Raw genomic sequence first — 13,389 nt, 5'->3', positions numbered from 1 at the left:
CCGCCGGGCGGCCAACCGTGCCCACCGGCCGGCGGTTTTGTCACACAACTGTCACAGAGCCTTGCAGTGACCGCCAACCCCGCGAAGCACGGTGGGGAGCGAGCGAGGGGCGACGGAGAGGGGTGCGGCGATGGCGACGCCGGTGCTGCCCGCGAGGTACACGCTGCCGCTGGTCGAGGTTCGCGTCACCGAACTCGATCTGGCCTGTCTGCCGGAGGTCGGCGCGGTGTTCGACCGGCTGCTGGCGCTGCGCCCGACGCAGGTCGTGCTCGACCTGTCCGACTGCCGGCACCTCGACGCCGCCGCCATCGGCCTGCTGCTCGACGTGCACCGGCGGCTGACTCGCGCCGACGCGGCCCTCACCGTCCGCGATCCGAACCCCCGGGTCCGGCGCATCCTGCACATCACCCGCCTGGATCAGGTGCTCTCGATCGTGAGCGAGGAAGGACCAGCAGCATGACCGTCGTCCCGGACGAGTATCTGATGACCCTGATCTGCGACACCTGCGGTGAGACCATCCGCGGCACCGCCTGCGTGCTGCCCGACGCCGAGGTCGTCTGGACCCTGGTGGCCGAGCACGGCTGGAGCGGTTCCCCCTTCGCCACCGGGCCGCACCGCTGCCCGCACTGCAGCCTCCTGCCCGCCTCGACCGGTGGCCACGCGCCGCGCGACGACCATGGCCCCGGCGGCATCCTCGGCATCGACCACCTCGACGGCACGACGGTCATCGCCGCCACGGGTGACATCGACCTCGACACCGGCGAGAACCTGCGCACGGCGCTGCGGCACGTGGCCGAGGTGGGCGGGCATGTCGTTGTCGACCTGAGCCGGGTGCACATCATCGACTCGACCGGCCTCGGTCTGCTCGTCCGCGCCCACCGTGACGCCCGCGAACGCGGTGTCACGCTCTGCCTGGCCGCACCGTCGCGGTTCATCCGCACCGTCCTGCACACCATGCGTCTGGACGGGGCTTTCCCGATCTTCGACAGCCGCGACGACGCCCTCGCCCAGCTCTCCGACGGTGGCGAGAGGCCCCTGCCCGAGGGCCACGCGGTGGCCGTTCCCCGCTGAGGGAACGGGGCGAGCCGACCGGGTGGCGAGCATGTTTCATGCTGGAGTAATGATTCGGTTCGTACTGAATGTGCTGTGGCTCGTCTTCGGCGGTGGCCTCGTGCTGGCGGTCGGCTACGGCATCGCCGCGCTGATCTGCTTCGCCCTGGTCATCACCATCCCGTTCGGCGTCGCGTCGCTGCGCCTCGCCGTCTACTCGCTGTGGCCGTTCGGCCGCACAGTGGTGCCCAAGCCGGGCGCGGGCGTCGGCTCCGGCCTGGCGAACATCCTCTGGGTGGTGCTGGCCGGATGGTGGCTGGCGCTCTCCCACATCCTCGCGGGCATCGCCCTCTGCGTCACGATCATCGGGATCCCGTTCGGCATCGCCAACTTCAAGCTCGTTCCGGCCGCGTTCTGGCCCCTCGGCCGTGAGGTCGTCGAGGCACCGTGACCCGCTCCGGGTCGGTCCACAGCGGACCCGGCCCGGCCACCCGCAGCGCACACCGCAGCTAACCCTCATCCGACGCTAAGACCGCCGTCACGGGCCGTTCCTAGCGTGTGCGGGCATGGCGACACCACCCGTCGTCGCCGTGCTGAGCAGGAACGGGGTTCGCATGCCACCGCCGACGACCGCCACCCGACCGACCGGTGCCGCCGCCTGGTTGAGCTGCGCCACACCACGCCCGACCGCCCGACTGCGACTGGTCTGCCTCCCGTACGCCGGTGCCGGCGCCGGCGCGTACCGGCAGTGGTCGACGCTGCTGGGCGACGACGTGGAGGTGTGGACCGCGCAGTTGCCCGGCCGGGAACGCCGGCTGGCCGATCCGCCGCTGAGCACGATGGCCGACCTGGCGCCGGCGCTGGTCGACGCGATCGTCGAGCGGGTTCCGGCCCCGTACGCGATCTTCGGGCACAGCATGGGCGCCCTCATCGGGTACGAGGTGGCCACCCGCCTGCTCGCCCGGGGCGGCCCAGCGCCGCAGCGGCTGGTGGTCTCCGCGGCCCGCCCGCCACAGGACAGCGCACCGATCGGGTCGGCGCACCACCTCGACGACGCGGCGCTGACCCGGTGGCTGCGTGACCTCGGCGGGGTGTCCGACGAGGTGCTCGCCGACGCCGGCCTGCTGGGTCTGATCCTGCCCACCGTCCGGGCCGACCTGGCCGTCGTCGCGTCGTACCGACCGGCCACCGTGACGCCGCTGCCGCTGCCGGTGGACGCGGTGGCGGCGGCCGACGACCCCCTGATCAGCCCGGAGGAGATGGCCGGCTGGGCTTCCTGCACCGCCGCCGGCTTCTCGTTGACCGTCGTGCCCGGTGGCCACCTCTACCTGCACGACTCCCCTCCCCCGCTGGCCCGCCTGTTGAGCGGCCCGCCGACGACTGTGGACGCGGACGTCGAGGGGGTCACCCGGTGAGCCAGGACCTGCACCCGGACCTCGCCGGCCTCACCCCCGAGCAGCGGGAGCTGCTGGCGCTGCGACTGCGCCAGGCTCGTCCGCAGCGCCCCGACGCCGCCACCGCCTACCCGCTCTCCTTCACCCAGGAGCAGCTCTGGTTCCTCGACCGCCTGGAGCCCGGCACCCCGGTCTACAACGTGCCGTTCGCCGAGCGGATCACCGGCCGGCTGGACGTCGCGGCACTGCACCGGGCGGTGAACGCTGTGGTGGCCCGGCACGACGCGCTGCGAATCGTCTTCGTGCCGGGCGACGCCCGCGACGACGTCGCCGTCACCACCCAGCGGGTCCGCGACGCCGTCGAGGTGCCGCTGCCGGTGGTCGACCTGACCGCGCTGCCGCCGGAGCAACGGCGGGACGCCGCCGACCGGGAGTCGGCCGCCCACGCGGCGATCCGGTTCGACCTCACCACCGGCCCACTGCTCGCGGTACGACTGCTCGCGCTGGCCGACGACGAGCACCTGCTGCTGGTCGCCGCGCACCACATCGTCTTCGACGCCTGGTCGGCCGGCGTTTTCGTCGAGGAGGTGGTGAGCTGGTACGGCGAGTTCGCCGGTGACGTGCCGGCAGGGCTGCCGGCGCTGCCCACCCGGTTCGTCACCCACGTCGCCGCCCGCCGCCGTCCGGAGGCCGAACGGGAACTCGCGGGGCACCTGGCGCACTGGCGGGAGCGGCTCGCCACCGCGCCGGCCCGATCGACGCTGCCACCGGACCGCCCCCGGCCTCCGGTGCAGACCCACCGGGGCCGCAGCCTGCCCTTCACCATCGACGCCACGACGACGGCGGCGCTGGGCGGGCTGGCCCGCTCGGCCGGCGCGACAGTCAACGCGGCCGTCCTGGCCGGGCTCAGCGCACTGTTGGGTCAGGCCACCGGCCAGGACGACCTGCTGCTCGGCATGCCGGCCGCCGGTCGGGCGAGCACCGACCTGGAACCGCTGATCGGCTGCTTCGCCAGCATGGTGGTGCTGCGGGTGGACGCGAGCGGCGACCCGACGGCGCGCGAGCTGGTGCGCCGGGTCCACCGCACCATCAGCGAGGCGTACGCGCACCAGGAGGCCCCGTACGCGCGGGTGGTGGAGGAGGTCCGCCCGGTCCGCGACCCGAGCGTGAACCCGCTGTTCCAGGTGCTGGCCACGATGACCGACGGTGGTGTGGCGCAGCGGCAGGCAGCCGGCGTGACCTTCACACCGGTGGCCGCCGAGAACGGCCTCACCGACTTCGACCTCTTCGTCAGCCTGACCAGGCACGGCGACCGGATCGAGGGCGCCGTCGACTTCAACGCCGACCTGTACCTGGACGAGACGATCGCCGCGACGGTGGGCCGGCTGCCGGAGCTGCTGCGCGCTCTGGCGGACACCCCGGAGCGGCAGTTGTCGCAGGTGCCGGGGTTGCACCGGCAGCGGATCGCGCTGGCGGCCACCTTCACCGTCGACCCGGTACGCGATCCGGTGGAGTTCTGGCTGCGCTTCCTGCGGGTGCCCGCCTCGGTCGAACTGGTCGGGTACGGGCAACTGGTGGCGCACCTGCTCGCCGGGCCACCGGCCGACGCCACAGTGTGCCTGTTGCGCTGGGAGGACTGGCTGCGCCGGCAGGACGGCAACGCCGGGGCCCTCGATGCCGCCATGGACGACCTTGTCGCGGCGGTGGCGGCGTACCGGCGGCGCACCGACGCACCGCTGCTGCTGGTGGTCTGCCCCGCGTCGCCGGGCGTCGACCGGCGACCGGCCGACGGTCGGCTCGACGACCGGCTGACCGCGCTGGCCGCCCGCACCCCGGGCGTGCACGCCGTCTGGGCCGCCGATCACGCCGACACCTACCCGGTGAGCGAGGTCAGCGACGAACGCGCCGACGCGCTCGGGCACGTGCCGTACACCGGCGAGTACTTCGCGACCCTCGGCACGATCCTGGTGCGCGAGCTGCGCCGGGCCGCCGGTCAGCCCCGCCGGCAGGTGCTTGTCGACGGCGACCGGTTGCCGGTCGACCGGCTCACCGGGGCACTGCCCGGCCACGAGGTGCGGGCCTGCCCACCGGATGCGCTGACCGCCGCGCTGGCCGCCGCCGACCCGGCGACGACTGTGGTGCTCGACAGCGACCCGGAGACGGTGGCGGCGCTCCGGCGCGACCACCCGGGCCTGCTGGCGCTGGCGGTGCCCGCCGGGTGGGACGACGTGCGCCGATTCCTCGCCCATGTCTGGCCACTGGACCCGCCCGGCCCGCGAACCGACGCCGGACTGGCCGCGCCCGACCCGCGAACCGACGCCGGACTTGCCGCGCCGATCGGGCCGGAGCGGGCCGCGTACCTGATCGAGGAGTTGAGCACCGCCGCCGCCGTCGCCGAGCGGAGCCGACCCGCGCCGACCCGGGCGGCCGGGCCGGACGTCGCGGAGACGGTCGCGCCGCGCACCCCGACCGAGCAGCGCCTGGCCGACCTGTGGGCCGCCGCGCTCGGCGTCGAGCAGGTGGGTGTGACAAGCGACTTCTTCGGCCTCGGCGGGCATTCGTTGCTCGCCACCCACCTGCTGTCCCGCGTGCAGGCCGAGTTCGGCCGGGAGGTGTCGCTCTACACGCTGTTCACCAACCCGACAGTGGCCGGGCTCGCCGCGCTGCTGGACGCCGACACCGACGCCACAGCACTCGCGCCGCTGAGCACCGCCGCACCCGGCACACCCGCCGTCGCGTCGTCGGCGCAGGTCCGGCTCTGGGCCCTCGACCAGCTCGGCGACGACGTCGTCCGGCACAACACCACCGCCGCGCTGGAGCTGCGCGGCGACCTGGACGAGGCGGCGCTGCGCCGGGCGCTGGACGACGTGCTGGCCCGACACGAGGTGCTGCGGACCACCTTCCGGGACCGGGGCGGTGAGCCCGAGCCGGTGGTGCGGCCGACGGTGGATCCGTGGCTGGAGACACTGGACCTGACCGGTTCGCCGGCGTCGAAGCAGGCCCGTGCGTTGCGGCGGGCGGCCGGCGACCTGGCCGCCCACCGGTACGACCTGGCCGCCGGCCCGCTGCTGCGGGCCCGCCTGGTCCGGCTGCCCGAGCACCGCTGGCACCTGCTGCTCGGGATGCACCACATCATCTGCGACAACACCTCGTGGAGCATCCTGCTCGACGAGGTCGCCACCCGGTACGCGCACCACGCCACCGGCGTCGACGGGCCGCTGACGCCGTTGCCGGTGCAGTTCGCCGACTACGCCCGCCACCAGCGCGACTGGTTGACCTCCACGGCGGTCGAGCCACACCTGACGTACTGGCGGGAGCGGCTGCGGGACGCGCCGACAGTGCTGGAGCTGCCCACCGACCACCCGCGTCCCGAGGAGCGCTCCGACGTCGCCGGGTACCAGTCGCAGCGGCTCGCCACCGGCCTCGGTGCTGCCGTACGGGAGCTGGCCCGCGCCGAGGGCGTCACCCCGTTCGCCGTCCTGCTGGCCGGATTCGCGGCCCTGCTGCACACCGAGAGCGGCCAGTCGGACCTGGTGCTCGGCGTACCGACGGCGGGCCGGGAGCGGGCCGAACTCGCACCGCTGATCGGCTGCTTCGCCGATTTGCTGCCGCTGCGCGTCGACGTGGCCGGCCGGCCCACGTTCCGTCAGCTGGTGGCCCGGGCCTACCGGACCGCGCGGGAGGCGTACCGGCACCAGGGGTTGCCCTTCGCGTCCATAGTGGAGGCGCTCGGGCTACCCCGGCAGACCGCGCACCACCCGCTGTTCCAGTGCGTGCTGAACGTCATCGACGGCCCCGACGAGGTGCCGGAGTTCGCCGGACTGACCGCCACCGGTGTGGAGGTGCCCAGCGTCGGCGTCGACTTCGACCTGTTCCTCAGTCTCACCTGGCAGGGCGAGGAGTTGCACGCCGACCTGGCGTACCGCGCCGACCTGTTCGAACCGGAGCGGATGGTCCGGCTGCTGACCGGGCTGGGGCGGATGCTCGACGACGGGATGCGGCGACCGGACGAGCCGATCACCGGCGCGGCGCGACCCGCGGCGACCCCGCGTCGACCCGCGCCGGCGACGCCCCGCCTGGTGGTCGGCGGCACCGTCGAGCTGCCCGAGCTGGCCGCGACCGTCCGCTTCTGGACGCAGCTGCTCGGCCTGCCGTACACCCTCGGCCAGCTTCCGTCCGGGGCGCTGCTGCGGCTGCTGCGCGACCCGGCGGCCGGCCTGGCGACCACCGCGCGGGACCGCAACGTGCTGGTGCTGCGCTGGGACGACCGGCTGGTGCCCGGCCCGCTCGCCGCGGCGGCCGTCGCCCTGCGTGACTTCCACTGCGAACTGTTGGCGGCGGTGGACGTCTACCGCGCCCGGAGCGCGGCCCCGTTGACCATCGCGGTCTGCCCCGCCGCACCGGCCCACCGGACACCGCCGTGGGAGGCGCTCTTCGCCGACCTGACCGGGCGGTTGCGCGACGCCCGGCCCGATGTCGACGTCGTGTCGGTGCAGGCCTGGGCGCGGCGCTACCGGGTGCCGGAGCTGAACGCGAGCGACGAGTGGTCGCCGGAGCTGGCCGCGGTCGCCGCAACCCTGCTGGTGCGACGCGCGGTGCGGCATCCGGCGGTCGGCCGGCTGGTCGTACCGGCCGGGCCGGCGCCGCGCCAGGCGGAGCTGGCCCGCCTGCTCGCGACCCAGGCCGGGACCGGGCGCGAGGTGCTGCTCAGCTCGGCGCCGCAGGCCCCGGAGCTGTCCGCGCTGGTCGCCGCCGGGATCATCGGGTACGCCCCGACGCCGCCGGTCGACGCGACGACGCTGCTCCTGCACCCGGGCACCGAGCCCGGCCCCGTGGACACCCGGGCGCTGCCCTTCGACCCGGCGACCGGGCCGGCGCCGGTGCTGCGCGGCCTCTGGTCACTCGACGCGGCCCCGAGCACGCACGCCGACGAGCCGGTCGACGCGATCGCGCCCGGCCTGCTGGCCGAGGTCGCCACCGAACTGGCCGACGCCGCGGCCGTGCGGGTCGCCGTCACCGACGGGTACCGCCGGTCGGCCGACCGGGCCGCCGCCGCCCCACGCACCGAACGGGAACGCCAGCTCGTGGCGATCTGGTCGGAGCTGCTGCGCACCAACCAGCTCGGTATCCACGACGACTTCTTCGCCGTCGGCGGCGACTCGCTGCTCGCCATGCAGCTGGTGGCCCGCTGCGCGACGGCCGGCATCGACGTCACCCCCCGCCAGCTCGTCCGTCACCCCACCGTCGCCGAGCTGGCCGCCAGCCTCGGCGAGCCGGCGGCGACAACGCTCGACGCCGAGCAGGGCGAGGTACGCGGCGACGCGCCGCTGACCGGAGCGCAGCGCTGGTTCACCGACCTGCTCGCCCCCACGATGGCCCGGCCCGCACTGTTCAACCACCCCTACTACCTGGAGCTGGCCCGCCCGCTCCCTGCCGAGCTGCTCCGCGAGGCGGTACGCCGTCTGGTCGCCCAGCACGACGCGCTGCGGCTGCGGTTCACCCGCCTCGCGGACGGAAGCTGGCAACAGCGGCACGCCGACCCGACCGACGCCGTGCCGTTCATCAGCCACGACCTGACCGGCGTGCCGGTGCAGGAACGGGAGGCGGCGGTGCAGGCGCGCTGCGCCGAGGCACAGACCTCGTTGGATCTCGGCCTCGGCCCACTGACCCGGGTGGCGCACTTCCGGCTCGGCCCGGAACTGCCCGACCGGCTGCTGATCGTCAATCACCACCTGGTGGTGGACGCCGTCTCCCGCGGTCTGCTCCTGGCCGACCTGGAGACCCTGTGCGGCCAGCTCGAACGCGCCGAGCAGCCGGCCCTGCCGGCGAAGACCACCTCGTACCGCGCCTGGGCGCAGCGACTGGCCGAGTACGCCGGTTCGACGCGGCTCGCCGAACAACTCCCGTTCTGGCTCGCCCAGGCCGACGACGGTGTGCTGCGCCGACTCGCAGACGACCCGGAGACCGGGCCGTTCCGCCTCGGTGACCTGGAGTTGGCCACCGTGACGCTGGACGAGACGGCCACCAGTGGGGTGCACGCCGCCGCGCGGCGGCTGCGGGCCAGCGTGCGGGACCTGCTGGTGTGGGCGGTGGTGGCCACCATCGCCGGGCGCACCGACGGCGGCGCGGTGACAGTGGCCACCACCGGGCACGGCCGGGAGGCGCTCTTCGACGACCTGGACGTGAGCCGCACGACCGGCTGGTTCCAGGTGCTCTATCCGCTGCGGTTGCAGCTGCCCTCCACCGCCGACCCGACGCGCTCGGTGCGCTCGGTGATCCGGCAGCTCGCCCGGGTGCCGAACAACGGCATCGGCTACGGGCTGCTGCGCCACCTCTGCCCCGACGAGAAGGTACGCACCAGGTTGGCCGCGACGGCACCGCCGATGGTCGCTGTGAACTACATGGGTGGCTTCGGGTTCGACGACGTCGCCCCGGCCAACCAGCTCCTCGACGTCTGCGCGGCACCGTTCGGGCCGACCGAGGACAGCGACGGGCACTGGCCCTTCCCCTTCGACGTGACCGGGTCGCTCACCGGCCCCCGGCTCCGCGTCGACCTGAGTTACGCCACCCCGGCCTTCCGGTCGGGGTCCGCTGAACAACTGCTCGACGGCATCCGGACCAGCCTGTTGCGCCTGGCCGGAAACCACGGGCAACCGCCACGGCAGTAGGAGGAGACCCCCATGGCGTTCCGACGCCCGACCCGGTTCGCCGGGTTCACCACGATCTGGTTCGGCCAGCTGCTGTCGGCGCTCGGCACCCGGATGACGAACTTCGCCCTGAGCATCTGGGTGTGGGACGCCACCGGCCGGGCCTTCGACCTGACCATGCTGATGGCGTGCGCGTTCGGCGCGACGGTCATCTTCAGCCCGATCGCCGGCGCGCTGGTGGACCGGTGGGGCCGGCGACTGACCATCGTGCTCAGCGACATCGGGTCCGCTGTCACCACCGCCGCGGTGCTGCTGCTCTTCCTCACCGGCTCGGTCGAGGTGTGGCATCTCTACCTGGTCAACCTGGTCACCGGCGCGTTCCTCGCGTTCCAGCTACCGGCGTACCAGGCGACCATCACGGTGATGATGGAGAAGGGCCAGTATCCGCGGGCCAACGCGATGATGTTCGCGGTCCGGACCATCCCGGTGATCTTCGCGCCCGGCTTCGCCGCCGCGCTGCTCGGCCTGATGGACATCAAGGTGATTCTGTTCATCGACGCGCTGTCCTACGTGGTGGCGATCGGCGCGGTGCTGCTGGTGCAACTGCCGCCGGTGCCCCGCTCCACCGAGCCGGACGACGCCGGCTTCTGGTCCGACACGATCTACGGCTTCCGCTACATCATGGCCAGCCGCGCCTTCACCGGGCTGGAGGCGATCATGTTCTCCATCAACGTGCTCGCGGCGGTCGGCTTCGCCCTGCTGGTACCCCAGATCCTCGCCCGCACCGACAGCAGCACCAACGCTGTCGGGTTGGTGCAGACCATCGGCGCGGTCGGTGGCGTGGCCGGCGCCCTGCTGCTGGGGCTGCTACCGAACACCCGGCACAAGATCCGTCGGATGCTCATCGCCATCCTGGTCTTCAGCGTCCTCGGCCGGATCGTCTACGGCGTCGGAGACAGCATCATCGTCTGGTCGGTCGCCCTGCTCTTCCTGCACCTGTCCATCCCCTTCATCGACGGGTACGCCCAGTCGGTCTGGCAGGAGAAGGTGGAACCGTCGCACCAGGGTCGGGTCTTCGCCGCGCGACAGTTCATCGAGGACCTGGCGTACCCGGGTGGCACCGCGCTGGCCGGCATCGCCGCGGACCGTTGGTTCGAGCCGATGATGCGCGAGGGCGGGGCCGGAGTTCCGTACTTCGGCTGGTTGGTGGGGAGCGGACCGGGCGCCGGCATGGGCCTGATCTTCGTGATCGTCGGCCTGTTCGGCATCGGCGTCGCCGCCGCCGGCTTCGCCTCACCGAGCATCCGCCGGATGGAGGTCGACCTGCCCGACTACGACGAGACCCCCGCCGTGCCGGCGCCGCTGCCGGCACCCACCGGCACCGACGAGCTGACCGACGACCGCGCGGTGGTGGCGAAGTGACGCTCACCGAGGTGGTCGCCGGGGTGCTGGAGGTCGACCCGGCCGAGGTGACCGACGACTCCGGGCCGCAGACCATCGGCACCTGGACGAGCCTGCGGCACCTGCAACTCGTGGTGACCCTGGAGGAGGTCTACGGGCTCTCCTTCGCCTTCGAGGACATCCGCGACGTCCGCAGCGTCGCCGACCTGCGCGCCGTGCTGCGCGCCAAGGGCACGGTGGCGGCATGAGCACCGACCTGCTCGCCCGGCGCACCCGCTGGCAGGCCGTCACCCGGGAGCCTCCGGAGCCGACACTGCGGGTGGCGCTGCTGGCCAGCTACACGGTGGACCCGCTGGTGCCGTACCTCGGGTTGGGCCTGCACGACGCCGGGCTGCCCGCCGGCCTCAGCGTCGGCCCCTTCCAACAGGTAGTGCAGCAGTGCCTGGCCACCGACGGCTTCCTCGCCGAGACTCGGCCGGACGTGCTGGTGGTGGCGCAACGCCTGGAGGAGGCCGGCGAACCCGGCCCGGCCGGCGCCGGCTGGGCGAGCGAGCTGTTGGCCGGCGCGGAGGCGGCGCTCACCGCCGCGCGTCGCCACGGCGCACTGCTGGTGTACGTGCTGCCGGCCGTGCCTGCCACCCGTCCGCACGGCCCGGCCGACGGGATGCACGCCGACGGCGTGACCGCCAGCGCCACGGCGGTCCGGGAACGACTGCGCGACCTGCTGGCCGGGGACCCGGGGGTGCTGCTCGTCGACGCCGACGAGGCGGTGCGGACGGTGGGCGACGGACGGGCGTACCACAGGGCGCTGTTCCGGTTCGCCAAGGTGCCGTACGTCGAGGAGGTCTTCGGGCGGCTCGGTGCCGCCGCGTCCACGCTGGTGGCCGGCTTCTTCGGCGCGGTCTGCCGCGCGCTGGTGCTCGACGGCGATGGGCTGACCGGCGCGGCGCACCTGCTGCCGATGCTGCGGGAGCTGCGCGAGGCCGGGGTACGCGTGGCGCTGCGCGCCAGCGGCCCCGGGTGCTGGTCGACCGGCGACGCCGTGGAGCTGCTGCCGGTGTTGGACGGCTGGGTCACCGACGACCGCCCGCTCGCCGACCAGCTCGCCGAGATCGCCGCCGAGGTGGACGTGGCGCTCAACCAGCTCGTGCTGGCCGGCGCCGGCCCCGCCGACGGAAACCCGGTGCCCCGACGCGTGGCGCTCGGCGCCGATCCGCGGACGTGGTCGGACGAGCTGCGCGCGGCGAGGCTCACCGACCGGCTGCCCAGCCGACGCTGGAGCGGTGGCACGTCCGCGCCGACCGCCGCGCCCACCGCGTTGTCGCTGGACGACTTCGTGGCCGGCCTGGACGTCCAGGTCGACTACCGGCCGGTGACCGCCGACACCGTCGCCGAGGTCGCCGAGCTGGTCGCCCGGGCGCACGACTTCGCCCTGGCCCCGGCCCCACCGGCCGCCGCGCTGGCCGAGCGGGCCGGTGACCTGCTGGCGGTCCGGGTACGCGACCGGCTCGGCGACTACGGCACGTCGGGGCTCGTCGCGCTCGACAGGTCGGCCCGACGGTGGACTGTCGACGTCTTCTCGCTCTCCTGCCCGGTGCTCGGCAAGGGCGTCGAAGCGGCGGTGCTCCGGGAGCTGACCCGCCGCGCCACTGTGGCCGGGGCCGACGAGGTGCTGGTCCGCTGGACCGACACCGGTCGCAACGGCACCGCCCGACGCTTCCTGGCCGACCTGGACGCCGTCGTACCCGCCGACCCGGAGGTGCGGCTGCGGGTCGCGCGCGTCGACGACGACGCTGACGCGACAGCGGCGGCGGACCCTGTCACGGCGGTGCGGCGATGAGCGCGCCACCGCCGGTCGGTGTCGGGGTGGCCGCCCTGGCGCACGTCCTCGGCGAGCGGGTCGACGTGGCGGCGGCAGCCGCCGCGTACACAGAGGATCTGGATCGGGTGCGGTCCTGGGAGTACCGGGGCTTTCACCGGGCCGGGCCGGGCGTCGGGGTCACCGACCTCGCGGTGGTGGCCGGCGGCACCGCGCTGGACCGGGCTGGTCTGTCCGCGACCGACGTGGACCTGGTGGTGCTGGCCATACCCGACCTGGCCGAGTACCTCTACTGGGACCCGGCCGCCCACACGCAGGCGCGCCTCGGCGCGCACCGGGCCGAGGCGGTGCTGCTCAACCAGGCATGCGGCGGTGGGGTGGCCGCGTTCGACACGGTCGCCGGCCGGTTCGCCACCCACCCGGAGTATCGAACCGCTCTGTTGATCGGGGCGAACCGGGTCGCCGAGCCGTACTGGAACCGGATGGAGGTCAACACCAGCATCTTCTCCGACGGCGCGGCGGCGGCGGTGCTGGTCCGCGATCACGGCCGGTGCCGCTGGTTGGCGACCGAGACCATCAGCGACGGCCGGTACGCGGGGTTCATGCGGATGCCGGTCGGCGGCGCGGCGCGGCCGTTCACCCCGGACGGCGACACTCCCCGCGTCGGTGACCCGGCGGACCGGCTCAACGAGTTCTTCGCCGGTGACGTCCGCAGGATGTTCGGCTTCGTCGCCACCATCCGGGAGCGCAACCGGCTGGTGGTGGAGGCGGCCTGCGGTCGGGCCGGCGTGACGCTGGCCGACGTCCGCCGGTTCCTGCACTTCCACGACAACGCCCGCCAGTTCGCCGAACTGGCCAAGGACCTCGGTGTGGAGCTGGAGCGGACCAACGTCGAGCTGGCCCTCACGCACGGCCACGTCGGCTGCGCCGACCAGCTGATCGGGCTGGAGCACCACCTCGGCACCGGTGAGCTGACCGACGGGGACCTGGTCGCCCTGACCAGCACCGGCAGTGGCATGCACTGGGTCTGCACCCTGCTGCGGGTCTGACCGGCAGTGCCCACCGACGGCGGCGCCGT

At 73.9% G+C, this 13,389-nt stretch carries 9 protein-coding genes; all 9 read left to right on the top strand.

The window, feature by feature from the left end:
* Positions 1-130: 130 nt before the first annotated feature.
* The 9 genes from OG598_RS07175 to OG598_RS07135 all read left to right on the top strand — a co-directional run bounded on the left by OG598_RS07175 (position 131) and on the right by OG598_RS07135 (position 13,360).
* A complete protein-coding gene (locus tag OG598_RS07175) occupies positions 131-460 on the top strand; it encodes an STAS domain-containing protein (RefSeq protein ID WP_328653643.1) in 330 nt (109 codons plus the stop codon).
* Positions 457-1,071 (top strand): STAS domain-containing protein, encoded by a 615-nt coding sequence (locus OG598_RS07170; protein WP_328653642.1) that lies wholly within the window; start codon positions 457-459, stop codon positions 1,069-1,071. Before OG598_RS07175 ends, OG598_RS07170 begins: the two co-directional genes overlap by 4 nt.
* Positions 1,072-1,120: 49 nt before the next feature.
* Complete coding sequence (locus tag OG598_RS07165; RefSeq protein ID WP_328653641.1) at positions 1,121-1,501, top strand: YccF domain-containing protein; 381 nt, start codon at positions 1,121-1,123, stop codon at positions 1,499-1,501.
* A gap of 115 nt (positions 1,502-1,616) precedes the next feature.
* Positions 1,617-2,465: a thioesterase II family protein gene (locus tag OG598_RS07160; RefSeq protein ID WP_328653640.1), complete on the top strand. Its 849-nt coding sequence runs from the start codon at positions 1,617-1,619 to the stop codon at positions 2,463-2,465.
* Positions 2,462-9,112 (top strand): condensation domain-containing protein, encoded by a 6,651-nt coding sequence (locus tag OG598_RS07155; RefSeq protein WP_328653639.1) that lies wholly within the window; start codon positions 2,462-2,464, stop codon positions 9,110-9,112. The genes OG598_RS07160 and OG598_RS07155 overlap by 4 nt, the downstream gene beginning before the upstream one ends.
* A 12-nt stretch (positions 9,113-9,124) precedes the next feature.
* Positions 9,125-10,513, top strand: coding sequence for an MFS transporter (locus OG598_RS07150; RefSeq protein ID WP_328653638.1), 1,389 nt, complete (start codon positions 9,125-9,127; stop codon positions 10,511-10,513).
* Positions 10,510-10,740 carry an acyl carrier protein gene (locus tag OG598_RS07145; protein ID WP_328653637.1) on the top strand — a complete coding sequence of 77 codons (231 nt, stop codon included), beginning with the start codon at positions 10,510-10,512 and terminating at the stop codon, positions 10,738-10,740. Before OG598_RS07150 ends, OG598_RS07145 begins: the two co-directional genes overlap by 4 nt.
* Positions 10,737-12,332, top strand: coding sequence for a hypothetical protein (locus OG598_RS07140; protein ID WP_328653636.1), 1,596 nt, complete (start codon positions 10,737-10,739; stop codon positions 12,330-12,332). Before OG598_RS07145 ends, OG598_RS07140 begins: the two co-directional genes overlap by 4 nt.
* Complete coding sequence (locus OG598_RS07135; protein ID WP_328653635.1) at positions 12,329-13,360, top strand: 3-oxoacyl-ACP synthase III family protein; 1,032 nt, start codon at positions 12,329-12,331, stop codon at positions 13,358-13,360. The genes OG598_RS07140 and OG598_RS07135 overlap by 4 nt, the downstream gene beginning before the upstream one ends.
* Positions 13,361-13,389: the final 29 nt, after the last annotated feature.

It is taken from the genome of Micromonospora sp. NBC_00330 (assembly GCF_036136635.1).
GTDB lineage: Bacteria > Actinomycetota > Actinomycetes > Mycobacteriales > Micromonosporaceae > Micromonospora > Micromonospora salmantinae.
This window is presented reverse-complemented; position numbering and strand designations above follow the sequence as displayed.